We start from the raw sequence: 24,448 nt of genomic DNA, 5'->3' as shown, positions 1-24,448 counted from the left end.
TTTTTTTTGTGAGCATGTCGTTGACATAAAAAGACCTCCTTTCTGGCTTTGGCGTTGTGGTGATGCTCAAAGCTAAGAAAGGAGGTTCCTTTTTGTCAACTCCCTAAAATTCGGGATGACTCATGTTTCCAAAGGACCCCGTCAGGGGTAAACCCCCTGACGGGGTCCTTTGGAAACAGTTGCTTACAATACCGTAATCAATCCTTTGATAACAGCACCCAGGCGAATCGCGTCCAGCACGCGGGCTTCGGAAGCACCGTGTTTGAGTACGCTCTCCTCGTGCGACCGAACGCACATTTCGCAGCCGTTCACGGCCGAAACGACCAGGCTCATGAGTTCGAAAAACTCCTTACCCAGTACTGGCGTCATCATGATGCTCATCCGGATACCCGCCTGGGCCGTGGTGTAATACTCTTTATCCATGAAGTGCCGGAACCGGTAGTACACGTTGTTCGTGCTCAGCAGCGACGTGCAGGCCAGCGTTTCGCTTAGCTCGGCGGCCGTGGCTCCTTCAGCTTCGGCGGCTTTGGTAAAGGCGTCGATCAGCAGCTGTTGCTTTTCGTTAGCGGCTACCGACAGGGCCAGCAGCAGCGCTTCTTTCCTGGTCAGGTGCTGGCTGTTGTTCAGCACATTGCTAACGTTGATTTTCAGATCGCGCAGATACCGGTTATCACTCAGCTGCTCCAGCACCGGGAAGTCAGCCGTTGTATCGATGCCCAGGTTGCTCAGCAACGATTGGGCCGTGTCATTCAGTGTCGTTGTCATCATGTAAAGCGTATAAGCGTGAATGAGGAAACCAATCCTCCTCATTCACGCCGGTTTATCGTATCGATCGCTTAGTTATTAAGCGGCCAGGGTGGCTTCGCCTTTGGTCCAGTTGCAGGGGCAGAGCTCGTCGGTTTGCAGGGCGTCGAGTACGCGCAGTACTTCGTTTACGTTACGGCCTACAGACAGATCGTTAACGGCCACCCACCGAACAATACCTTGTGGATCAACGATGTAGGTAACGCGGTAAGCTACTTTCTCGTTAGCTTCCAGAATACCCAGCTCATCGGCCAGCGACTTCGAGGTGTCGGCCAGCATCGGGAACTTCAGCCCGCGCAGGTCGTCGTGGTTTTTGCGCCACGCCAGATGAACGAACTCCGAATCGGTCGAGGCACCTACGAGCATGGTGTCACGGTCTTCGAAGTCGTCAAATTTTTTGTTGAACTCAGCGATTTCGGTGGGGCAAACGAAGGTAAAATCTTTCGGCCACCAGAACATCACGAGCCATTTGCCAGCCTGTCTGTGGTCGTCTGACGAGATTTCGTAAAACTCGTTGCCTTTATCGAGCGACACCACCGCCAACTTCTTGAACTCGGGAAATTCTGACCCTACCGAAACGATATGATTTTTCATAGACAAAACAGGTTGTATTCAATTGTAACGACTTACTTCTGTACAAAAATAGGCGCCTATATCATATTTACTACTATTGATTTTATCAATGAGAAATAGATAAACTATATGCCTTCATTATTCTAATAGCGAATTGTATTGTTCATTATCACCTCAACTCAAAACCTAATCATCGCCTAACCGCATCTTCCTATAATACAATTTGAATCAGGCTACCGCATTAAAGAAAAATTGAACCATAGTGCTGTGGCCCATAAAAAAACACCCGACTGCTTAGCCAGGTGTCGTTCATAAAATTGGCTGGTAACGGCTGGTTTATACGCTTACCAGCTTGGGTTTCCGGAAACCGCGCCAGGCCAGAACGGCGCTGATCAGGGTCAGTACCGCACTCAGCACATACGGCGCGCCCGGAAAGTAAACGGGTGCCTCGGTGCTGGTGAAGTACGAAAACAGGTTGGTCATAATCAGCGGGCCGAAAATCGATGTAGTACTGGTCAGGCTGGTCAGCGCGCCCTGTACCTCGCCTTGTTCGTTGGCCGGTACTTGGGTCGATATGATCCCCTGCACCGAAGGCCCGGCAATGCCGCCCATGGCGTAAATAGCCATAAACGCGAACATCATCCAGCTCTGGGTGGCAGCCGCAAAGAGAGCGAAACCCACCGCCGAAAACAGAAGCCCCACGTAGACCGATCGCTCCTGACCGAGTTTAGGAATAATTATTCGCGTCAACCCGCCCTGAACGATAGCAAACGCCAGCCCGATGGTAGCCAACGACCAGCCAACCATCTGCTCGTCCCAGCCAAATTTCTCGATGGTATAAAACGTCCAGGTGCCCTGTACCGAAAAACCGGCAATGTAGATCAGCACCAGCGAGGCCACCAGCCCCAGAATAACCGGATAGCGACCCAGATTCAGCAGCGACCCGACCGGGTTGGCCCGTCGCCAGTCGAAAGGGCGTCGGTTTTCGGGAGCCAGGGATTCGGGCAGGATGAAGAACCCGTACAGGAAGTTGAGAAACGTAAGCCCCGCAGCGACGAAGAACGGCGTGCGCGACCCAAACTGGGCCAGCGTACCACCCAGCGCCGGGCCCAGGATGAAGCCAACCCCAAACGCAGCGCCTATCAGTCCGAAATTTTGCGCCCGCTTTTCGGGAGTGCTGATGTCAGCAATGTAGGCGCTGGCCGTTGTGAAGCTGGCCCCTGTAACGCCCGCCAGCAGCCGCCCCAGAAACAACCACTCGATGGTTGGCGCAAACCCGGTCAGGACGTAATCGAGGCCGAAGCCGAACAGCGAAAACAGCAGCACCGGCCGGCGACCGTACTGATCGCTGAGTCCACCCAGTACCGGCGAGAAGATGAACTGCATAGCCGCGTAGGCAAACGTCAGCCAGCCACCGTAGCGGGCGGCCTCGCTAATGTCGCCGTCAATAAGCTGCTCAATCAGTTTCGGAACAACGGGAATAATGATGCCTAGCCCCGTTACATCAATCAGGAGGGTGATAAAAATAAAGATGAGCGCCGGGCCGCGACGGTCAGATACAGCAGGGTTGGCCATAATGATAAATGAAGAATGATGAACGATGAACAGGTATTGCGCGAGCGATTACCCATTCATCATTCATCATTCTTCACTCTTTTTTACGCGTATGTATTCAGCATCACTGGCATGACCAGCATCAGAATATCTTCATTTTCTTCTTTATCGGCAGGAATCAGCAGACCGGCCCGGTTCGGAGCCGACATTTCGAGCGAAATCATCTTAGCGCTCAGGTTGCTGAGGACTTCGGACATCAGCTTGGCGTTGAAGCCGATTTCCATGGGCTCGCCATCGTAGTCGCAAAGCAGTTTCTCGTTGGCTTCGTTCGAGTAGTCGAGATCCTCGGCCGAGATGGTCAGCGAGTTGGTTTTGAGCGACAACCGAATCTGGTGCGTAGTGCGGTTGGCGTAGATCATAATCCGCTTCAGCGAGTTGAGCAGATCGGTCCGGCCAATGGTCATCACGTTGGGATTGTTGGTCGGGATGGCGTTTTCGTAGTCGGGGAAACGCTCGTCGATCAGGCGGCAGATCAGCTGCGTGGGTCCGAAGGTGAACGACGCGTTGGCCTGGCTGAATTCGGCCACCACCGGCACGTTTTCCGGCAGCGAGGCTTTGAGCAGCTGCAGCGCCTTCCGCGGTACGATCAGCGACGCACTGGCTGCCGAGCCGAGGTCGGTCCGGCGGTAGCGGATCAGGCGGTGACCGTCGGTAGCCACGAAGGTAGCATTGTCGGTCGACAGTTGCAGGTATACCCCCGTCATGGCCGGACGCAGATCGTCGGTGCTGGTGGCGAAGACGGTATTGTTGATGGCGCTCAGCAGAATATCCGACGTCATATCGACCGACAGAGTCTTGGCCACGGTCGGTAGTTTTGGGAAGTCGATCGGGTTTTCGCCGGAGAGTTTGTAGCGACCGTTGTCGGTCAGGATTTCAGTGCCGAAGGTGTCGGTATCTATGTTGACGGTAACGGGCTGTTCGGGCAGACTACGCAGGGTATCGAGCAGCAGCTTGGCCGGAATGGCAATGGCGCCGTTCTCGCTGGCTTCGACCGGAATCTGGGTGGTCATGGTCGTTTGCAGGTCCGAAGCCGTAACGGTCAGCGTACCATCTTCAATACGAAACAGGAAGTTTTCAAGGATGGGAACGATGGGATTCGTGGCCACTACCCCGTTTATATGCTGAAGATTTTTAAGAAGGACGGACGAGGAAACGATAAATTTCATGGGCCTGTTGTTTAGGGGCGTGACATGATGATATATATCTACAAAAGTAGCAAAAAATACTGAGACGGATGGAAACAGAACTGGTCAACCGAGTAGCCAATAGTGGCCTGGTAACGCTCGATCTGGAAGACTTTTATCACCCGGGCGAGCGCCTGGTCTACGACCTGAAAGATAACCTCTACATGGGGCTTATTCTGAAAGAAAAAGACTTCCGCGCTTTCCTGAAAGAACACGACTGGAGCCAGTACGCGGGCAAAAATGTAGCGATCACCTGTACCGAAGATGCTATTGTTCCGACCTGGGCCTACATGCTGCTGACCCTGCAGCTCCAGCCCTATGCGCATACCGTTGTTTTCGGGTCGCTGGCCGATCTGGAGACAAAGCTATACCTCGACGCCATTGCCCGGATCGACCCCGAGACCTACCGCGATGCGCGTGTTGTAGTGAAAGGCTGCTCGAAAGTACCGGTGCCCACGTCGGCCTACGTGGAGCTGACGCGGGTATTGAGGCCGGTGGTGCAGAGTCTGCTCTTCGGTGAGCCCTGTAGCACGGTGCCGCTCTATAAACGATCGGTTCCCAAACCCATCAGGTCCTGAGTAGTTTGCAATAACAAAAAAAGCCCCATTCGGTCGACGGATGGGGCTTTTTTTTGCCATTAGACAACCAGAATCAGCCGCCCGATCAAGTTTGGCTTTTTTTACTGTTCAATTTGTAACTATTTGCTATAAATTGACTTTCCCCAAACTTTTTACCCACTCTTTGTATGCAACTCGAAATCCGCAACCTTTCCAAGACCTATTCGAACGGGGTTCACGCGCTCAAAGATGTAACGCTAACCATTCCGCAGGGCATGTTCGGGCTCCTGGGGCCCAACGGGGCTGGCAAATCGAGCCTGATGCGTACCATCGCCACCCTTCAGGAGGCCGACAGCGGAAGCATCACGCTGACCGATGTTGGCGGGGCCGACCTGAATGTGCTGACCCAGAAAGACGCCACCCGACGACTGCTGGGCTATCTGCCGCAGGAGTTTGGGGTTTATCCCCGCGTAACGGCCGAGGCCATGCTCGATCATATCGCTACGCTGAAAGGCATCGCCAACGGACGCGAGCGGAAAGAGCTGGTATCGGGCCTGCTGCAGAAAGTAAACCTGCACACCGTTCGGAAGAAGAACCTCGGTACCTTTTCGGGGGGTATGAAACAGCGCTTCGGCATTGCGCAGGCCCTCATCGGCAACCCGCGTCTCATCATTGTCGACGAACCCACGGCGGGCCTCGACCCGGCCGAGCGCAACCGCTTTCATAACCTGCTGGCCGAAATTGGCGAAAATACGGTGGTCATTCTGTCGACCCACATTGTTGAAGACGTCACGAACCTCTGCTCCGACATGGCCATTATCTGCCTCGGCGAGGTCGTCGCGCAGGGAAATCCCAACGACCTGGTGGCCGATCTGCACGGTAAAGTCTGGCAGAAATTTGTGGAGAAAACCGAGATCGATACCTACCGGGCGATGCACCGCGTCATCTCGACCCAGCTAAAAGGCGGCAAAACCCGGCTACACGCCTACAGCGACGGGCCGATACCCGGTTTCGACGCCGTAACGCCCGACCTGGAAGACGTCTACTTCGCCAAGATCACAGAGCGCATGGAAGTCACGACGGTCTAACGGTGACCAGGTCAGGTGGTGCGTGCGGTCGGCGTCCCGATCCGCACGCACCACCTGACCTGGTCACCGTGGTCCGTGAGGACACGGACCACGGTGAATCATGCACAACGCTGGGAACGATGACTGCCCGCCTGATCGACTTAGGTTTATGTTCTAACCCCCTTACGACTTATGTTTCTTGAAATATTTCGTTTTGAAGTGGCGTACCGGCTCAAACGACCGGCCACGTACCTCTACGCCCTGATTTTATTCCTGTTCACGTTCCTGTTTGTCATTTATGGCAGTGGTCCGGCCTCCGAGAAAACCAACGTAAACTCGCCCTATGCCGTCAGCCAGTTCGTTGTGGTGCTGACGATCTTCGGTATGCTCATCGCTTCGGCTATTATGGGCGTACCGGTCTACCGCGACATCGAACACAGCACCAAAAATTACTTCTTTAGCTTCCCCGTTACCGAGCGGGGCTATCTGCTGGGGCGGTTTTTTGGTTCGTTCGTCGTACTGCTGGGGATCATGATCGTCGGGTTGCTGGGCATTGCGGTGGGGTCGCTGCTGGGGCCGGTGTTCAACCTGGCCGACAACACCGAACGCTTCGGGCCGATCCGGTTCCGCGACTATGCCTACCCCTTCCTGCTGTTTGTCGTGCCGAACATGTTTCTGGTCGGCAGCATCTTCTTCGGGCTGGTTGCCTTTTCGCGGCAGGTCTTTACGACCTACGCAGCCAGCATTCTGCTGTTCATCGGGTACCTGCTGGGCAGCACCCTGGCCAGTGATCTCGATAACAAACGCCTGGTCAACCTCCTCGATCCGTTCGGGTCCTACGCCTACGACAACGCCACCAAATACTGGACGCCGGTTGAGCAGAATACGCTCCTGGCACCCCTGGAAGGCGATCTGCTCACCAACCGGCTGATCTGGGGCGCCGTAGCGCTGCTGATCTTCGGCCTGACCCTGTTCAGGTTCAGCTTCACCCGATTCCTGGCGGTTAAACTCGGCCGAAAACAGAAAGGAGCCGATGAACCGGTGCTGGCCCCGTCGCTGGCCAGTCTGCCCAAACCGACGCCTGTTTTCCAGACCAGTGCTTACGTTCGGCAGATGGTCAGGCAGGCCGGGCTGGAGTTCCGCAGCATTGTTCGTGATCCGTATTTCATCGCCATTCTGCTCGGCGCGGTGCTCTTCCTGTTCCTCGACGGCTGGTTCGGCTCGCAGATATACGGAACGCCGTCGCTGCCCACGACCTACGCCATGCTCGAAGCCCGCAACGGCACCTTCTTTTTCTTCGTCCTGATCGTCCTCATCTTCTATACCGGCGAGGTCGTTCACCGCGACAAGTCGGTGCATTACGATACCATTGCCGATGCCCTGCCCGTACCTGACTGGATGAACTACGGCGCCAAGCTGCTGTCGATGCTGTATGTCTGTTTGCTCCTGTGCAGCCTGGTGCTGGTATCGGGGGTGCTGAACCAGACCGTCAAAGGGTACTTCAACTACGAGTTTGGCCTGTATTTCCGCGATTTGCTCGCCATTGGCTTTACCCAGTATTTCCAGCTGGTGATGCTGGCCTTTTTTGTCCATACGCTCGTCAACCAGAAGTTCACGGGTCATATCGTTACGCTGGCCGTATACATCGTGATCTGGGCCGTGCCGCAGTTTGCCGAGTTCGGCTACCGGCTGGCTATTCCGTTTTCGGGGGGCGGGGTTACCATTTCGGACATGAACGGCTTCGGGCATTATCTGACCGGCCTGTTCGCCTTCCGGGCCTACTGGTATGCGTTTGGTGGTCTGCTGCTGGTGCTGGCCCTGTGGTTCTGGAACCGGGGTAGCGATACCGCCTTCAAAGCCCGCTGGCAGCTGGCCCGGCAGCGGATGGGTCGGGTATCGATTGCCGTATTCGCCATCCTGCTACTGGCTTTCGTGAGCATGGGCGCCTGGATTTACACGAACGTCAGCGTCAAAAACCGGTATTACTCAGCCGACGAAGGGCGGGAACGACTCGCCAACTACGAGAAGAAGTACAGCAAATACCGCAACGTACTCCAGCCCAAAATTACCAGCGCCCGGGTAAACGTGGATGTCTATCCTGACGAGTTCAAAGCCGTAGCAGCCGGTCAGTTTGTGATCGTCAACAAGGGCGATCGACCCATCGACTCGCTGCATATCAGCATGGCGCCCGACAACTTTCACCGCAGCCTGACGCGCTTCACCATCAACGGTATAGCCCCCGGCAAGGTATTCAACGACGAAGCGATGGGCTATACGATCTACCGGCTGGCCAAACCCCTTATTCCCGGCGACAGTGCGCGCATGGAGATGGCCGTAACGGGCCAGTATGTCGGGTTCGCCAACAGCGGTAATGACCGGGATGTCCTGAGCAACGGCACCTTCTTCAACGTCGGTATCCTGCCCGGCTTCGGCTATAACGGCGACGCGGAACTAAGCAGTGACAAGTATCGCAAGAAGTACAGCCTGCCCATCAAGGAGTGGGCACTACCCACCCAGACCGACCCGCGCGGCCTGCGCGATTTTCTGTTCACGACCGATGCCAACTGGGTTACCTTCGAAGGAACCATCTCCACAACCCCCGACCAGACGGCCATCATGCCCGGCGAGCTGCTGAAAACCTGGACAGCCAACGGGCCCGACGGTAAGCCGCGCAAGTATTTTAAGTATAAGCTGCCCGGCTTCTCCGATTACTTTTTCAGTATGTGTTCGGCCCGCTACGGCGTCAAACGCGACAAATGGACCGGCCCCGATGGCCAGACGGTGGCGCTGGAGATCTATCACCAGCCCGGCCACGAGCGCAACCTCGACCGGTTTATGGCCAGTATGAAGGCATCGCTCAGCTATTACACGAAGAATTACGCCCCTTACCCGTATCCGGTACTGCGCGTGCTGGAGTTCCCCCGCTATGCCTCGTTTGCGCAGTCGTTCCCGACCACGGTGCCGTATTCGGAAGAGTTTGGCTGGGTGGGCGACTTCCGCGACCCCGACAAAACCGACTACGCCTATTACGTAACCGCCCACGAAGTAGCCCACCAGTGGTGGGGTCACCAGATCATGCCAAGCCGCACCCGGGGCGCCAACCAGATTTCGGAGACCATGGCCGAATATTCGGCGCTGATGGTGCTGAAACAGCGGTACGGAGCCGATGCCATGCCGAAGTTCCTCAAGTACGCCCTCGACCAGTACCTGCGTGGCCGCTCGAACGAAGACAAGTTCGAGGCCAATATGCTCGACAACGATACCCGCAGCTATGTCTGGTATCAGAAGGGATCGATGCTGATGTACGCCCTGCAGGACTATATCGGCGAAGAGCGGGTCAACAAGGCGCTTAACGACTATATGAAGGCCGCCCGTTTCCGGCAGGAAGCCCCCTTTACGACCTCGCTGGAATGGTACGGCTTTCTGAAAGCGGCCACCCCCGACTCGCTCCGGCCCTGGCTGACCGACAATTTCGAGAAGCTGACGCTCTACGACAACCGCATCACTAAAGCCGAAGCCAAAGCTCTCGGCAACGATCGCTACCAGGTCCGGCTCTACATCCGCTCCGAAACGCAGTATTACGACAAGACCGGTAAAGAGATTAGTAAAGGCAAAAACCCCGTCGTGGCCGATATTGCGGTACTGGCTGCCGATAGTAAAAACAAAGACGGCCTGACCATCAAAGTGCCGCTGCTGATGCAGAAGCGCAGCATTCGGCCCGGCGAGCAGGTCATTGACGTAACCGTAAAAGGCAAACCAGTCAAAGCCGGTATAGACCCGTACAACAAACTCATCGACCGCGTATCCGACGACAATCTGGTGACTGTCGATCTGTTGTAACTTCCGGCTTTCCTAAACGAACTATGTATAGCCCCGGCCTGCACATACTGGCCCAGTTTACAGCGCCGGCATCGACCCTGACCGATGCCGGCAGCTGCAAACGGCACTTCGACCAGCTTGTCGACACCCTCGGCCTGACCAACGTTGGCGAGGTGTATCACAGCTTCCCGAACGGCGGCTTCACGGTGACGATCTGCCTAACCGAGTCGCATATCGCGATGCACACCTGGCCCGAATACGGACTGGCAACCTTCGATGTGTTTCTCTCCAACTACCGGCGCGACAACCAGGCGCGGGTCCGGCAGATCTACACCGAAACCCTGTCGTTCTTTCAGGGCATCGAGCAAACCAAAACCGAACTGCTCCGATGACCGAGTCTGCACCGACCACACCCCCATTGGCCACGCTGACCTGCCCGAACTGCCAGACGTCGATCACGTATTACGACGTTACGGGCAGCTCGTTCTACGCCTGCCCGGCCTGCGCTACCCTGTTCGAATACGAACACGAGGGGCCACCGCGTATTATCCATACCCTGCAGAAACTAAGTACCCAGCCGCTGATACCGATCGGCGCAACGGGTACGCTGGGCGGCAACGCCTACCGCGTAGTGGGGTTCATGCGCAAGACCGAGGCCGGAGCAGCAGCCGAGTGGAGCGAGTACGTGCTGTACAGCCCGGTAGTCGGCTATGCGCAACTGGCCGAGTATAACGGCCACTGGCAGTTTGTCCGGCCGGCCCCGCGCAACGACTACACCATCCTGAAAGAATCGGCCCGCTCCTGGACCGTCAATGACGACGATCGGGATTACCAGCTGTACCACCACTACCAGCCCCGTTTGCTGGCGGCCGTTGGGGAGTTCGACTGGAATATTCGGGAAGATGAAGCGCTGACGGTATACGAGTTCATCGCGCCCCCCTACATGCTCTCCAGCGAGCAGAAGAACGAACAGGAAGCAAGCTGGTACCGGGCCGAGCACCGCTCCCGGCAGGCCATTGCCGACGCCTTCGGACTCGACAACGAACTGCCGCAGCCGCTGGGCGTAGGCGCTATACAGCCCTCGCCCACCGAAGGCCTACTGGCTCCGCTCGTGTCGCTGACGATTGGGGCCTGTCTGGCCGTACTGCTAATCATGCTGATTTTTAACGGATTTCGGTCGTCGCCCACGCTGATCGAACAGTCGTTTTTCAGTCAGCGCGACTCCACGAAAGGCAACGCCCTGCGCGAGTTTATCAGCCCTTCGTTTGCGGTAGAAGGGCCCACCGCCCTCGCTGTTCAGATGAATACGACCCTGACTAACCAATGGGTCGAGCTGGCGGTGCGGCTCGTCAACGACCAGACGGGCGACGCCTACGAGTTTGCCAAAAGCATTGAATACTACTCGGGGGTGAGCGGGGGCGAAAGCTGGACCGAAGGCCGCCAGAGCGAATCGGCCGTACTGTCGCGGGTGCCGTCGGGGCGGTATCATCTGGAGGTGCAGCCCTATGCCGAAAACGCCATGCCGGCTCCGGTTCGCATCACGGTAAAACAGAACACCACCCTGCACTCCAACATTTTTCTTATACTGGCGGCTTTGCTGATCTACCCCATTGTGAGCTACATCCAGCAAGCCAGTTTTGAACAAAGGCGCTGGGCCGAGAGCGACTACGGCGCCATGGACGACTGATACACCGATGAACCAATTCAAACCCCTTCGGCTCTACGGCCTGGTTGTACTTTTGGTGCTGGGCGTTTTCACCTGGGCTACCATTACCGGCACCCGCCTGCTCGGCGACGATGATGAGTCGGTCGAGAAACGGCAGGGCTACAGCTCGGGCGGACGATCAGGTGGCCGCGTTGGCCGTACTCATTTCTACCACAAATAACCGCTACCCTTATGGAATACCTGAACCCCAAACTGATCACGGCATCGGTTGTTTACTCCCTGATCGGCATCCTGATTCTGGTCGTCAGCTTTTACATCTTCGACAAGCTCACGCCCAAAACGCTCTGGAAAGAGATCATGGAGGAGCACAATACCGCGCTGGCTATCGTGGCGGCTGCGTTCATGCTGTCCGTAGCCCTGATCATCAGTTCGGCCATTCATGGTTAGCGAAGAACAACCCCGATCAACGCGCGGCAACGCATCCCGGCCCGACCTGCTGCCGGTGCTGCTGCTGGTGTCGGTGTTTGTAATTGCTACCTGCGGACTCATCTACGAGCTTATTGCCGGTACGCTGGCCAGCTACCTCCTGGGCGATTCCGTTACCCAGTTTTCGACCATCATCGGTACCTATCTGTTTGCGATGGGCATTGGCTCGTGGCTCTCGAAATACCTCGACGGAGCGCTGCTGAAGTGGTTTATCCGAATCGAGATACTGGTCGGCCTGGTCGGCGGCTGGTCGGCCCCGCTGCTGTTTGTGCTGTTCGAATACGTGCAGTCGTTCCGGGTGGTCCTCTACGCGCTGGTGGGGCTGACGGGGGTGCTGGTCGGCCTGGAGATTCCGTTGCTCATGCGGATTCTGGAAGGCCGGTACGCCTTTAAAGATCTGGTTTCGCGCGTGTTTACTTTCGATTACATCGGGGCGCTGCTGGCTTCGCTGATTTTTCCGCTGGTGCTGGTGCCGCAGCTGGGTCTGGTGCGTACCTCGCTGTTTTTCGGACTGCTCAACCTGGCGGTGGCGGCTGTGGTACTGTACCGATTTCAGGAAACGCGGCCCTACCGGCGCAGCTTCACCCTGACTATGATCGTCGCGTCGGGGCTGATGCTGGTCGGGTTCGTGGGAGCCGACCGGATCATGACCTATACCGAAAGCCTGGCGTTTCAGGACAAGGTCATCTATAGTAAAACCACCCAGTACCAGCGCATTGTGCTGACGCGCAACGCCCGCGAATGGCGGCTGTTCCTGAACGGCAACCTGCAATTTTCGTCGGCCGATGAGTATCGCTACCACGAAGCCCTTATTCATCCGGCCATGCAGCAAAATCCGTCGGCCCGGCGGGTGCTGGTACTGGGCGGTGGTGACGGGCTGGCGGTACGGGAGCTGCTGAAATATCCGCAACTCGATGCCATCCGGCTCGTTGACCTTGACCCCGGCATGACGCAGCTGTTTCAGCAGAACGAGATGCTGCTGGCGCTGAACCAGCGGTCGCTGCTGTCGCCGAAGGTGCAGGTGCTCAATGCCGATGCGTTTCTGTTCGTTCGGCAGGACACCAGCCGCTACGACCTGATCGTGGTCGACTTTCCCGACCCGGCCAACTATTCGATCGGTAAACTGTACAGCACCGCTTTCTACAGCGAGCTCGACAAGCTTCTGTCGGCAAACGGCGTCGTGGTGGTTCAGTCGACCTCACCCTACGTAGCCCGGCGCTCGTTCTGGTGTATTGCACATACCCTCGGGGCCGTTGGGTTCCGGACCCTGCCCTACCATGCCTACGTACCGTCGTTTGGGGAGTGGGGCTATGTGCTGGCCGCCCGAAACCGGCCGCTATCGCCGGTTCATCGCGCCGTCAGGCTTCCGGCCGGGCTGCGCTATATCAACGTCCGAACCCTGGCCGACCTGACCCACTTCCCCACCGACATGGCCGAACTCCCCACCGACATTAACCGACTCAACAACCAGGCGCTGGTTCGTTATTTTGACGATGACTGGGGCCCCTACAGCCACTAAGCCGATGCCAACCCGCCGATTTTTTCTGCAGCAGACGGGGCTTGGCCTGGCGAGCCTGCTGGCCGGCCCCTGGGCCCTGGAAAGCTGCCGGTCGACTACTGCCCGGGTACCCATAGCGGGTCAGCTGCGTGGCGCCAACCAGGCGGTCGGTCACCTGCTGCGCGGAGGCATGACGTTTCCGGCACCCACCCGCAACCGAACTGTCGATGTGCTGATCATAGGCGGTGGTATAGCCGGTTTGTCGGCCCGGCGGTGGCTGCACCGGCAGGGGCTTTCCGATACGCTGCTGGTTGAACTCGACGAGCAAACCGGCGGTAATTCGAGCCACGGCCAGAACACCGTATCGGCTTACCCCTGGGGGGCGCACTACCTGCCCATACCCGATCCGCGCAACACCGAACTGATCGATTTTCTGCGCGACACCGGCACCATAACGGGACATACCGACCAGGGTCAGCCCATCTACAACGAATACCACCTCTGCCACGACCCACAGGAACGACTGCTCATTGACGGGCACTGGCAGGAAGGGCTGGTGCCGGAGCGGGGGGTTCCGGCCAGTGACCGGGCGCAGCTGGCGCGCTTCTTCGCCCTCATCGACACCCTGAAACAGGCCAAAGGGCAGGATGGTCGCGATGCGTTTGCCATTCCGCTCGACCAATCATCGGCCGACCTTACTTTTCGGGCGCTGGATACCGTCACCTTCGCCGATTACCTCGACCAGCACGGGTACACCTCGCCCTATCTGCGCTGGTACCTGACCTATGCATGCCGTGACGACTACGGCGCCACCCCCGAAACGGTATCGGCCTGGGCCGGGCTGCATTATTTTGCCGCCCGGAAAGGCCAGGGCCGTACGCAGACGGGAGGCCTCGTTGCATCCAGCGATGTGCTGACCTGGCCCCAGGGAAACGGCTTTCTGCTCGACCACCTCCGCCAGTCCGTCGACAGCCCACCGGAACAGCCGAACCTGCTGACTCATCATCTGGCCTATGCTATTCAGCCTCAGCAGGACGAGGTTCGGGTGCTGTGCTATGACGTGACCGCCCAACAGACTATCGCCATCCGGGCGAAGGCGGTGCTGCTGGCCACTCCGCAGTTTGTAACGAAATCACTGCTCAGGTCCCTGGCTCCCGACCGGGCCGCCTTCGCCGATCGGGTCCATAACGCGCCCTGGCTGGTAGCCAACCTGACCGTCAACAGCCTCCCTCAGGGTGGCGGTATGCCTCTCTGCTGGGATAACGTCGGCTACAATACGGCCTCGGTAGGCTATATCACCGCCAACCATCAGGACGTGAGCGACCAGCCCAAACGGGTTATAACCCTCTACTGGCCCCTTACCGACGCCCCGCCCCACGAAGCCCGCCGACGCGCCTACCAGTCGACCTACGCAGACTGGGTTCAGCAGGTGCTGGCCGAGCTGGAGACGCTACACCCCGGCGTTACGCCCTCTGTTGAGCGGGTCGATGTGCAGCTATGGGGGCATGGCATGGTGGCGCCCACGCCCGGCTTCGTCTGGGGAGAGGCACGGCAGCAGGCCATGCGTCCGATCGGCAAGCAGCTGTTTTTCGCCCATTCGGACCTGAGCGGGGTATCTCTGTTTGAAGAAGCCTTTTATCAGGGCATCCGGGCCGCCCGCGAAATAGTTCAGGCACTGCACCCATCCACCAACCCCGTCTGACGGCCCATGCAACCCTGGATTCGTTCTCCGCGCTACGATGGTGTGTTCATCCTGATGCCGCCGTTTATAGCCCTGCTGATCGTAGCGCTCCTGCCCGACCGCTACCGGACCACCACCGACATGCCGGTGGTGAGCTGGTTCTTGCTCGTCGTCCTGATCGATGTGGCGCATGTATACAGCACCCTGTTTCGCACCTACTTCGACCGGGCGCGGTTTCGGCGGCAGCGGTGGCTGTTCGTTGGGGTACCGGTCATCTGTTATCTCATCGGCGTTGGGCTGCACAGCCTGGGCGCGGGGGTATTCTGGCGGGCGCTGGCCTATCTGGCGGTTTTCCATTTCGTCCGGCAGCAGTACGGCTTTTTACGGCTCTATGCCCGTACCGAATCGGGTCGATTTGCCTGGCTCGACGCCATAACGATCTATGCTGCCACGCTTTATCCGCTGCTGATCTGGCACCTGACACCCGACCGCAATTTCAACTGGTTTACCGACGGCGATTTCTGGCAGATCGACTGGCCCCTGGGTCGGGCGGTAGCTACGCTTCTGTACGTGGGTCTGCTCGGCCTGTATCTGGCGAAAGAGCTGGTCACGGGTTTCCGATACGGCACCGTTAACCTGCCCCGCAACCTGCTGGTGCTCGGTACAGCCCTGTCGTGGTACGTCGGTATTGTTTACCTCAACGGCGATCTGGCGTTTACCCTGCTCAACGTCGTATCGCACGGCATTCCGTATCTGGCCCTGATCTGGCTCACCAACCCGCCCCGGTTCAGGCGCCGGTCGGCGCTGGCGCAGCGCGTATGGCTGCGTCTGGTCCTTTTTCTGGGCGTCGTGATCGGGCTGGCGTATCTGGAAGAAGGCTTCTGGGACGGGCTGGTCTGGCGCGAACACGGGGCTGTATTCGGCAGCTTCCAGGCGCTGCCGACCGTTCAGAGCGACTGGCTGCTCGCGTTACTGGTTCCGCTGCTGGCCCTTCCGCAGGCAACGCATTACGTACTGGACGGATTCATCTGGCGACGCGACACCGGAACGGCTACCTGAGAAGCCAGTAGGTGCTGCTTTTTGTTCGTATTCGTATTAACCCGTACTTTGACTGGTATTAACATTAACAACCATGTTACGCTCTCTCGACATCCGAAACTACCGCAACCTGCGTCACCTGACCATCGGGAAGCTAGGGCGGGTAAACTTGCTGGTTGGCAAGAACAACACGGGTAAGACGTCGGTACTGGAGGCAATTTATGTATGGGCCAACTACGGGCGGTTCCAGACTATATATGAGATACTGGAAACCAGAGATGGCACGTTTGAATCAACATCTGAAGATCCGCAACTACGCGCTCAGGCGCTGCTGGCATCCCTGTTTACCAACCGCGTAAGCCGTACAAAAGAAGATTCAGCTCAGATTACCACTGACCGGAACGGTATAAAAAGTCAGTTAACGCTTAGTCTGCGTCTGATGGAGCCAGCCCCTTCGGAAGTAGAGATAACACCGACCAGGAAGCTGTTATTTTTTGAAGTAGACTCTGACGCAGATCACAATATCATACAGCCTTACCACATACTCGATGCCAAAACGCGAAGCGATTTTTCGTTTCTGCAGCCTCGAGACATCAAAACCCAGTTCATCCGCTCGAACGAAATCAACACCGTAAACGTAGGGCACCTCTACGACGAAATTGCCACAACTGATTGGGAAGAAGAGGTTATATACGCACTCAGGATCATTGACCCCAGAGTTAGCAAACTAAACTTCAGAACCGATATTGTGAGCAATAAGCGGTATCCAATAGTGCGGCTGGAAGATAGCAATCAGCAACTTCCTCTCCGCTCAATGGGCGATGGTATCAACCGAATTCTGGCAATCATTCTTGCCATGGTTAATTGCGAAAACGGATACCTGCTGATCGACGAATTTGAAAATGGCCTGCATTATTCCGTTCAGGAGAAATTGTGGGAAGTTATCTTTTCGCTGGCTGAGCGGCTCAACATCCAGGTTTTTGCCACGACGCATAGTCTCGACTGCGTTGACGCTTTCTCAGCCGTCCTCAACGCCGGGTCGCTGCCCCCCGACTCTGGTACCATGATCCGGCTCGAAAACTATGAAGACAACATTGTGGCAACCGTTTATGATGCCGACGATATTCAGGCTACCACCCGCGTTCAGGTTGACCCCCGATGAGTACGTATATTGACCGCAAAAAACTTCCGTTCAAACTGCTCGTTGAAGGCAAAGATGATTTATTCGTTGTAGCCAGCATTCGGGACAAACACCGCCTGGATGATAATTTCGAGATCATCGACTGTCAGGGCGTCGACAAGATAGCCGATCAACTTACCGCGCAGATCCTGCGGCAGCGACCTACCGTCGATGTGATTGGGGTCCTGCTCGATGCAGACGCTGATTTGCAGGCACGCTGGGATAGCATACGTCAGGTCCTGCTTGGCAAATCGTATCAGGTAACGGCTTCACCCAACTCGAATGGGACCCTGATTACGGGCGATGGCCGAAATCCGACAATTGGCATCTGGCTGATGCCCGACAACGTAACCACCCCCGGTATGCTGGAGCACTTTGTGGAGCGATTGATTCCTGCCGATGACCGTCTACACGTACATGCTCAACAAATTATAGCTACCATCGAGCAACAGGGTATAAACCGTTACCCGCTCATTCATCAAAAAAAAGCGCTTATTCATACCTGGCTCGCCTGGCAGGAGGAGCCCGGCAAACCGATGGGAACAGCGATAACGGCAACGTATCTTAACCATGACGCCGATCTCTGCCTGCGCTTCGTTGCCTGGCTGAACCGACTGTTCAACACCCCATAGCATGCTCGACTTTCGCCTGAACGTTTTTTATACCGTTGCCAAGCGGCTCAGCTTTACCAAAGCTGCGGCCGAGCTGTACGTGACGCAGCCCGCCGTAACCAAACACATTCAGGAGCTGGAGCACCAGTTCGGTACGGCCCTGTTCGACCGGCGCGGTAACCAAATCAGCCTGACGGCCGCCGGTAGCCTGCTGCTGCGTCATGCCGAAACCATTATGGCTACCTACCGACAGCTGGAGTTCGACATGAACGCGCTCAAAGGCGAACCGGGCGGTGCGCTTCGGCTCGGCGCCAGTACGACCGTAGCCCAATATGTTATCCCACCTATCCTGGCCCGCTTTCATGAACAGTCGGTCGATGTCAGCATTTCGCTGCTGAACGGCAATACCGAACAGATCGAGCAGGCGCTGCTCCGGAACGATATCGACCTGGGGCTGGTAGAGGGCCGAACCCACCACAGCGACATCCGCTATACCCCGTTCGTCAAAGACGAACTGGTACTGATCTGCCGCGCCGACCACCCGCTGGCCGACCGCGACGAGATCACCCTCGATGAGCTGAAGGCTACTCCTATTCTGCTGCGCGAACGCGGTTCGGGCTCGCTCGAAGTGATCGAACACGCGCTCCGGGGGCAGGGCATCAAACTGACTGACCTCACCATCGAGATGCAGTTGGGCAGCACCGAAGGTATCAAATCCTACCTTAGCTATTCGCGCTGCATCGCGTTTGTGTCGGTATTTGCGGTTCAGGAAGAACTACGGGCCGGTACGCTCAAGATCGTTGACGTGCAGAACCTGACCATTAACCGCGAGTTCTATTCCATCCAGTTGCAGGGCGTCAGCGAAGGATTGCCCGATACGTTCATGCGCTTTGCGCGCCAGCATTACAAACGCCGGGACTAGCCCCCCGACGGCCAACCGATCATCCCTTGTTCTGCCTGGCCTCGCTCCCTTTTTCGTAGTTTTACCGCCCAAACCCAATCATCATGCAAACGCATTCGTTACTTGCCCTGCTGACGGGCCTGTACGTCGCTACCACCAGCGTAACGGCTCAGCCACGCCCGGCCAAAGCACCACCTGCCAAAGCCAGAAACGCAGCACCATCGGCCCTCCTCCCCGAACAACGGCTCCCCCGTACCGAACCCGAAACACACCTCCGCTTCCTGGCTTCTGACGAACTACAGGGTCGGCGCACCGGCGAACCCGGCAACCGGATTGCCGCCCGCTACATTGCCGAGCAGTTTCGGCTGCTAGGCCTCAGGCCCGCTGGTGAAGGAAACGATTATTTTCAGCCCATCGCGTTCGAGCGGGTCGGGTCGGCCACGATGGCCACGCTGACGCTGGGGAAAGATACGCTCCGGCTCGGGAAAGAACTGGTCGTGATGGCCGGTGGGCCATCTACCCTGTCGGGCGAGGTCGTTTACGTCGGTTACGGTCTGACCGATGCCGAAGATGGCTACAAAGGCCGCGACGTGAAAGGTCGTATTGTCGTGGCGCAGGGTGGCTCTCCGGAGGCCAAAGGACCGGGCGAAATCTTCCGGGCGTCGAACCGGAAGCGCCAGCTGGCTACCGAAAAAGGGGCAGCGGCCCTGATCGAGTTGTATGCCGAGTCTATTCCGTGGGGATTCGTTAACCAGTATTTCAGTCGCGAACAGGTCAGCCTGCCTGCTCCGGCCGATGGGGGTGCCCCGGTGGCTCATCTGTGGGTCAACAATACCAACAACCAGTATAAACAACTGAAAGAGCCCGGCCAGTCGGTTACGCTGCGTACGTCGGGACGACCCCGCTCAACGGCTCCGTCGGCCAACGTAGCCGGCATTATTGAAGGCACTGACCCCAAACTCAAAGACGAGTACGTTGTGCTGTCGGCGCACTTCGACCATGTTGGCGTGGGCAAACAGGGCGGCAATCCCTACCAGCCATCGGACAGCATCTTCAACGGCGCGCGCGACAACGCCTTCGGTACGGTAGCCCTGCTGTCGGCGGCCAAGTCGCTGACCCAGCAACGGCCTAAGCGCTCTATTCTGGTGCTGGCCCTGACGGGTGAAGAAGTTGGGTTACTCGGCAGCCGGTATTACGCCGAGCATCCGCTGGTACCGCTGAAACAAACGATCTTCGATCTGAACACGGACGGGGCCGGCTATAACGACACCACGCTCATTTCGGTCATCGGGCTGGAGCGAACCGGCGCCAAAGCCGAAATAGAAGCCGGTGCCAAAGCGTTTGGCCTCGGTATCTTTGCCGAACCCGCCCCCGAGCAGGGCCTCTTCGACCGGTCCGACAACGTTAATTTTGCGATCAAAGGCGTACCCGCTCCCGATATCGCCCCGGGTTTTACGGCCTTCGACGCGGCCATCGGCAAATATTACCACCAGGCGATCGACAATCCTGACTCCATCAATTTTGGCTACCTGCATCGCTTCTGCCAGGCGTATGCGCACATGGCCCGGCTGATTGCCGACCGCGCTACCCGCCCCCAATGGGTAGCGGGCGATAAGTATGAAGCCGCCGGAAAAGCCTTGTATGGTCAGTAAGCAAACTAATCAGGCTTCCCTGACGTTTATTCAGTACGAACGACATCCGACATGCTGCTCAAATATCTGTTCATCATCACCCTGATCATTCTGTTTGTACCGCCGGTGCGCCGGTTTGTATTCTATCTGCTGGTTGGCCGGCAGCTGGTTAAACAACAGAAGCAACACCCGACTAGCAACCGCCGGGAGGGCGATGTGCGCGTAGACAACCGGCCAAAGGGCGATACGCGCTTTCAGGGGGGCGAGTATGTCGATTACGAAGAGATCAAATAACGTCTTGATATAACGCAGGAGGGGCGCATCGACTGGTTCGATGCGCCCCTCCTGCGTTTATGTTCGGCTACTCTACGGCGTATTCTTTCCGGTATTTTACGGCCAGGCCCGTCATGCGGTAGCCGTTGGTGGTCTGCGAGGTAAAATAGGTGTAGCGCACGCCAACCAGCGCATCGGCCCCGAGCTTCTTCGCATCCATGGTCATCCGGGCCAGTAGCAGTTCTTTCTGCTGCATGTCGTTACCCCGGCTTAGCATCCGTCGGTTCTGGGTTTGCCGATCGGTCAGCGGCACCTCGCCGATGGATTCCAGCTCGCGGATTGGCTCGAACGACCGGTCTGGTTTCTGGTTGTCGTAGAAGACATCGACCGGGTAGTTCGGGTTGTTCTGCAAATACACGATGGGCCGGAAACAGCCCGTTAACAGACCGCCTAACCCAACGATTACCAACAGACGACCGAGTGTTTTCATGGCCTGGTTTCCAGTTGGTTGAGCAGATCGACCACAACGCGGGGGTAATACGCATGCTCCAGCTTCTGTACCTTACGGGCTACATCGTCGGGAGTGTCGGCGGGATCGACCGGACAGCTCGCCTGCACGATGATCTGGCCTTCGTCATAGCGCTCGTTCACGTAGTGGATCGTGATGCCCGACTCGGTTTCGCCCGCAGCCACCACGGCCTCGTGTACAAAATGACCGTACATGCCTTTTCCGCCAAACTTAGGCAGTAATGCCGGGTGAATATTGATGATCCTGTCCGGAAACGCCTGCACCAGCCCGGCCGGCATGAGCCACATGAACCCCGCCAGCACGATGAGGTCGATCTGTTGCTGTTGCAGCAGGGTCGTTATCCGGTCGCTGTTATAAAAGGTAGTGCGATCGAACAACAGCACCGGAATATGCAACCGGCGCGCCCGTTCGATTACGCCCGCCCTGGGGTTGTTAGACAGCATGAGCGCCACATCGATATCGGCGTAGGCCGCACAGTACTCGGCTATTTTCTCGGCGTTGGAGCCGGAACCGGACGCAAACAGAGCAATTCGTTTCAAGGTAGGTACGAGTTGGTAGCGGAAAGTCGGTAACGCAGCTGAACGAACCGATACGCACGACAATCGGCTCAAACATACAACTTTTACCTATTTTTGTGGTGATTCGCCCCTATCCAATGCTGGCAACTAACCAACTTACGTTTGCCTACGGTCCGTCCAGGCAGTTCGTTTTTCCGGACGTTTACTGCGCCGACCGCGAAGCGCTCCTGATTCTCGGCCGCTCAGGCACGGGCAAAACTACGTTTCTGCACCTGCTGGCGCTGCTGCTTCGGCCCCAGAGCGGTTCGGTTACCATGAACCAGACCGAACTGACCCAGCTTAGCCCGGCCGAAACGGCGGCTTTCCGGGCCAGCCACGTGGGTATTGTCTACCAGAAACCGCATTTTGTGAGCTCGCTGTCCGTACTCGACAACCTGCTGCTGGCCAACTACCTGGCCGAAAAACCGCAGAACAAAGCCCGCGCCCGCGAGCTGGCCGGTCAGCTCGGCTTCGGTGATCATCTCAGCAAAAAAGCCAACCAGCTCAGTCAGGGCGAACAACAGCGCGTCAGCATTGCCCGCGCCATGATGAACCAGCCCGGCGTCATACTGGCCGACGAACCCACCTCCAGCCTCGACGACGAAAATACGGCGCGGGTCGTCGACCTGCTTCGGCAGCAGTCGGAACAGATCGGGGCCAGCCTGATTGTGGTAACCCACGACCAGCGCCTGAAAGACGCATTTGCCAATCAGGTTCTTCTTTAATCCTCATGAAAAAAGCGTTCTGGCTCCTGTTGTTCCTTCCGTTCCTGTCAAAGGCCCATGCCGACAACAACGCACGAGGCCCCGGTAAACCCGGCAAAAAGAAAGACTATCTCGTTACGCTCGAAACGCCCTACGGCCCCATGCAGCTCGTCCTGTATGACCAGACGCCAAAGCATAAGGAAAACTTCATCAAGCTCGTTGACCGGCGATTTTACGACAGCCTGCTCTTTCACCGGGTTATTCAAAATTTTATGATTCAGGGGGGCGACCCCAACTCGAAACAGGCCAGACCCGGCGAACCGTTGGGTAATGGCGACGTAGGCTATACCGTTCCGGCCGAAATTTTACCGAACTTGTTCCATAAGAAAGGGTCGCTGGCCGCAGCCCGGGACAATAATCCCGCCAAAGCGTCGAGCGGCTGCCAGTTTTACATCGTGCAGGGCCGCGTCTGGCCCGACGATGAGCTGCAAAAGCAGATCGAACGGAGCCGGAGCCGCGCGCCGGAGCGGGTCATGACCGATGCGCAGAAGCAGACCTACAAAACCCTCGGCGGCAGCCCGCACCTGGACGGCAGCTATACGGTTTTCGGGGAAGTGATTCACGGGCTGGCCGTAGTCGACAGCATTGCTCAACAGCCCCGCGACCCGAAAGACCGCCCCACGGCTGATGTACGGATGCGTATGACCGGCGCGTGGGTCAAGAAAAAGAAGATTACCAAACAATACGGGTATCAATACTTATGACAAAAATCCTAATTACCGGCGCTAATGGGCTGCTGGGGCAGAAACTGGTTGGTTTACTGGCTCAGCAATCCGACATTGAGCTGATTGCGACGGCCCGGGGGCAGAACCGGCTTCCGTTTACCGAAGGCTACACGTATCGCTCGATGGACATCACCGACCGGCAGCAGGTACTCGACGTGATCAGCGATGTTCAGCCACAGGCCGTTATCCACGGAGCCGCTATGACCGATGTGGATAAGTGCGAACTCGACAAGGAAGCCTGCTGGGCACAGAACGTTACCGCTACCGAATACATCGTTGACGCCTGCAAACAGACCGGCGCGTTCCTCTGCCACGTCTCGACGGACTTTATCTTCGACGGAGCCGACGGACCGTACGACGAGTCGGCCGCGGCCAACCCGATCAGCTTCTACGGCTGGAGCAAGTATGCCGCCGAGAAAGTAGTGCAGCACAGCGGCATCCGCTGGGGTATTGCCCGCACGGTGCTCGTTTACGGCATTGCGCACGACATGAGCCGGAGCAATATTATCCTCTGGGTCAAGAAATCGCTGGAAGACGGCAAAACCATCAAGGTCGTAACCGATCAGTTTCGCAGCCCAACGCTGGCCGAGGACCTGGCCAGTGGATGCGCGCTCATTGCTACCAGACAGGCCACCGGCATCTTCAATATCTCGGGCAAAGAAGTACTGACGCCCTACGAAATGGCCATCCGCACCGCCGATTATTTCGGGCTGGACAAGTCGCTCATCACCCAGGCCGACGCGTCGACGTTTACGCAGGTGGCCCGCCGACCACCCCGCACCGGTTTCATTATCGACAAAGCCCGTACCGAATTAGGGTATGCCCCCCACTCGTTCGAGGAAGGCATTGCGACCCTGGCCAGCCAGCTTCAGCAGCCCGCATGACGATACAGCTGAAGGTGAAGCCCGGCAGCAAGGTCGATTCGCTGTTTTACGACGCGGCCGGGCTGCTACAGGTCAAGATCAAAGCACCGGCGCAGGATGGTAAAGCCAACGCTTACCTGGTCGAGTTTCTGGCCAGACAGCTGGGCATACCCAAAGCCAGTGTCACGATTACGGCGGGTTTCACCAGTCAGCACAAACGGGTCGATATCGACGCTTCGGCCGAGACCGTGGCGCGGTTTACCGACCAGATTGCCCGACCCTAGAGCAACTGGCTGCTTTCATGAACCGATCGGATAAACAGCAACGCGCCTGACTCGGGTTTGAGTCAGGCGCGTTGCATAGTGGGGGAGCGTAAGCCGCACGTCCGGCGCGAGGCTTCTGCTGAATCAGGTCTTTTTCTGGCGAT

25 protein-coding genes are annotated in these 24,448 nt (G+C 57.3%); 19 read left to right on the top strand and 6 right to left on the bottom strand.

Features of this window, described 5'->3' with window-relative positions; all coding sequences use genetic code 11:
* Nucleotides 1-183: 183 nt before the first annotated feature.
* The 4 genes from EQG79_RS20360 to dnaN form a co-directional block, all read right to left on the bottom strand.
* Nucleotides 184-768 (bottom strand): carboxymuconolactone decarboxylase family protein, encoded by a 585-nt coding sequence (locus EQG79_RS20360; protein WP_317126258.1) that lies wholly within the window; start codon nucleotides 766-768, stop codon nucleotides 184-186.
* Nucleotides 769-843: 75 nt separating this feature from the next.
* Complete coding sequence (locus EQG79_RS20355; protein WP_077919314.1) at nucleotides 844-1,398, bottom strand: peroxiredoxin; 555 nt, start codon at nucleotides 1,396-1,398, stop codon at nucleotides 844-846.
* Nucleotides 1,399-1,713: 315 nt separating this feature from the next.
* Nucleotides 1,714-2,952: a TCR/Tet family MFS transporter gene (locus tag EQG79_RS20350; RefSeq protein WP_129603527.1), complete on the bottom strand. Its 1,239-nt coding sequence runs from the start codon at nucleotides 2,950-2,952 to the stop codon at nucleotides 1,714-1,716.
* Nucleotides 2,953-3,035: 83 nt separating this feature from the next.
* Nucleotides 3,036-4,157: a DNA polymerase III subunit beta gene (gene dnaN, locus EQG79_RS20345; protein WP_077919316.1), complete on the bottom strand. Its 1,122-nt coding sequence runs from the start codon at nucleotides 4,155-4,157 to the stop codon at nucleotides 3,036-3,038.
* 68 nt (nucleotides 4,158-4,225) lie between these two features.
* Here dnaN and EQG79_RS20340 point away from each other — a divergent pair, with 68 nt between their 5' ends.
* The 15 genes from EQG79_RS20340 (at nucleotide 4,226) to EQG79_RS20270 (ending at nucleotide 20,604) form a co-directional block, all read left to right on the top strand.
* Nucleotides 4,226-4,753 (top strand): DUF2480 family protein, encoded by a 528-nt coding sequence (locus tag EQG79_RS20340; RefSeq protein ID WP_129603525.1) that lies wholly within the window; start codon nucleotides 4,226-4,228, stop codon nucleotides 4,751-4,753.
* 167 nt (nucleotides 4,754-4,920) lie between these two features.
* Nucleotides 4,921-5,820: an ABC transporter ATP-binding protein gene (locus tag EQG79_RS20335; protein ID WP_129603523.1), complete on the top strand. Its 900-nt coding sequence runs from the start codon at nucleotides 4,921-4,923 to the stop codon at nucleotides 5,818-5,820.
* A 171-nt stretch (nucleotides 5,821-5,991) separates the two neighbouring features.
* Complete coding sequence (locus EQG79_RS20330; protein WP_129603521.1) at nucleotides 5,992-9,639, top strand: ABC transporter permease/M1 family aminopeptidase; 3,648 nt, start codon at nucleotides 5,992-5,994, stop codon at nucleotides 9,637-9,639.
* A gap of 23 nt (nucleotides 9,640-9,662) precedes the next feature.
* Entirely contained in the window at nucleotides 9,663-10,010 is a 348-nt protein-coding gene (locus tag EQG79_RS20325) for an S-adenosylmethionine decarboxylase family protein (RefSeq protein WP_077919320.1), read from the top strand.
* Complete coding sequence (locus EQG79_RS20320; RefSeq protein ID WP_077919321.1) at nucleotides 10,007-11,305, top strand: DUF4178 domain-containing protein; 1,299 nt, start codon at nucleotides 10,007-10,009, stop codon at nucleotides 11,303-11,305. Before EQG79_RS20325 ends, EQG79_RS20320 begins: the two co-directional genes overlap by 4 nt.
* 7 nt (nucleotides 11,306-11,312) lie before the next feature.
* The gene (locus tag EQG79_RS20315) at nucleotides 11,313-11,504 is read left to right on the top strand and encodes a hypothetical protein (RefSeq protein ID WP_129603519.1); all 192 of its coding nucleotides are present in this window, start codon (nucleotides 11,313-11,315) and stop codon (nucleotides 11,502-11,504) included.
* Nucleotides 11,505-11,515: 11 nt separating this feature from the next.
* A complete protein-coding gene (locus EQG79_RS20310) occupies nucleotides 11,516-11,731 on the top strand; it encodes a DUF350 domain-containing protein (protein WP_077919323.1) in 216 nt (71 codons plus the stop codon).
* Complete coding sequence (locus EQG79_RS20305; RefSeq protein WP_129603517.1) at nucleotides 11,724-13,289, top strand: polyamine aminopropyltransferase; 1,566 nt, start codon at nucleotides 11,724-11,726, stop codon at nucleotides 13,287-13,289. The genes EQG79_RS20310 and EQG79_RS20305 overlap by 8 nt, the downstream gene beginning before the upstream one ends.
* Before the next feature lie 4 nt (nucleotides 13,290-13,293).
* Nucleotides 13,294-14,970, top strand: coding sequence for an FAD-dependent oxidoreductase (locus EQG79_RS20300; RefSeq protein ID WP_129603515.1), 1,677 nt, complete (start codon nucleotides 13,294-13,296; stop codon nucleotides 14,968-14,970).
* Between the two features lie 6 nt (nucleotides 14,971-14,976).
* Nucleotides 14,977-16,008 carry a hypothetical protein gene (locus EQG79_RS20295; protein ID WP_129603513.1) on the top strand — a complete coding sequence of 344 codons (1,032 nt, stop codon included), beginning with the start codon at nucleotides 14,977-14,979 and terminating at the stop codon, nucleotides 16,006-16,008.
* 73 nt (nucleotides 16,009-16,081) lie between these two features.
* Nucleotides 16,082-17,149, top strand: coding sequence for an AAA family ATPase (locus EQG79_RS20290; protein WP_077919327.1), 1,068 nt, complete (start codon nucleotides 16,082-16,084; stop codon nucleotides 17,147-17,149).
* Nucleotides 17,146-17,799 (top strand): DUF3226 domain-containing protein, encoded by a 654-nt coding sequence (locus EQG79_RS20285; RefSeq protein WP_077919328.1) that lies wholly within the window; start codon nucleotides 17,146-17,148, stop codon nucleotides 17,797-17,799. The genes EQG79_RS20290 and EQG79_RS20285 overlap by 4 nt, the downstream gene beginning before the upstream one ends.
* Before the next feature lies 1 nt (nucleotide 17,800).
* Nucleotides 17,801-18,700 carry a LysR family transcriptional regulator gene (locus tag EQG79_RS20280; RefSeq protein ID WP_077919329.1) on the top strand — a complete coding sequence of 300 codons (900 nt, stop codon included), beginning with the start codon at nucleotides 17,801-17,803 and terminating at the stop codon, nucleotides 18,698-18,700.
* A gap of 83 nt (nucleotides 18,701-18,783) precedes the next feature.
* A complete protein-coding gene (locus EQG79_RS20275) occupies nucleotides 18,784-20,331 on the top strand; it encodes a M28 family peptidase (protein ID WP_077919330.1) in 1,548 nt (515 codons plus the stop codon).
* Nucleotides 20,332-20,382: 51 nt separating this feature from the next.
* A complete protein-coding gene (locus EQG79_RS20270; RefSeq protein WP_077919331.1) occupies nucleotides 20,383-20,604 on the top strand; it encodes a DUF4834 domain-containing protein in 222 nt (73 codons plus the stop codon).
* 67 nt (nucleotides 20,605-20,671) lie between these two features.
* Here the strand turns inward: EQG79_RS20270 and EQG79_RS20265 are convergent, their stop codons facing one another.
* Both EQG79_RS20265 and purN read right to left on the bottom strand, forming a co-directional pair.
* The gene (locus EQG79_RS20265) at nucleotides 20,672-21,073 is read right to left on the bottom strand and encodes a hypothetical protein (protein WP_077919332.1); all 402 of its coding nucleotides are present in this window, start codon (nucleotides 21,071-21,073) and stop codon (nucleotides 20,672-20,674) included.
* Entirely contained in the window at nucleotides 21,070-21,651 is a 582-nt protein-coding gene (gene purN, locus EQG79_RS20260) for a phosphoribosylglycinamide formyltransferase (protein WP_077919333.1), read from the bottom strand. The genes EQG79_RS20265 and purN overlap by 4 nt, the downstream gene beginning before the upstream one ends.
* 116 nt (nucleotides 21,652-21,767) lie before the next feature.
* Here purN and EQG79_RS20255 point away from each other — a divergent pair, with 116 nt between their 5' ends.
* From EQG79_RS20255 to EQG79_RS20240, 4 genes are read left to right on the top strand one after another with little or no spacing between them, the layout of a single operon-like run.
* Nucleotides 21,768-22,394 carry an ABC transporter ATP-binding protein gene (locus tag EQG79_RS20255; RefSeq protein ID WP_077919334.1) on the top strand — a complete coding sequence of 209 codons (627 nt, stop codon included), beginning with the start codon at nucleotides 21,768-21,770 and terminating at the stop codon, nucleotides 22,392-22,394.
* Nucleotides 22,395-22,399: 5 nt separating this feature from the next.
* A complete protein-coding gene (locus tag EQG79_RS20250) occupies nucleotides 22,400-23,137 on the top strand; it encodes a peptidylprolyl isomerase (protein WP_077919335.1) in 738 nt (245 codons plus the stop codon).
* Nucleotides 23,134-24,042, top strand: a complete 909-nt coding sequence (locus EQG79_RS20245) for an SDR family oxidoreductase (RefSeq protein WP_077919336.1) — start codon at nucleotides 23,134-23,136, stop codon at nucleotides 24,040-24,042. Before EQG79_RS20250 ends, EQG79_RS20245 begins: the two co-directional genes overlap by 4 nt.
* Nucleotides 24,039-24,305: a DUF167 domain-containing protein gene (locus tag EQG79_RS20240; RefSeq protein WP_129603511.1), complete on the top strand. Its 267-nt coding sequence runs from the start codon at nucleotides 24,039-24,041 to the stop codon at nucleotides 24,303-24,305. The genes EQG79_RS20245 and EQG79_RS20240 overlap by 4 nt, the downstream gene beginning before the upstream one ends.
* The last annotated feature ends 143 nt before the right edge of the window (nucleotides 24,306-24,448 follow it).

The organism is Spirosoma sordidisoli, assembly GCF_004138325.1.
Taxonomy (GTDB): Bacteria; Bacteroidota; Bacteroidia; order Cytophagales; family Spirosomataceae; genus Spirosoma; species Spirosoma sordidisoli.
Note: the sequence above shows the minus strand (reverse complement) of the source record. Positions and strands in the feature narration are given on the sequence as shown.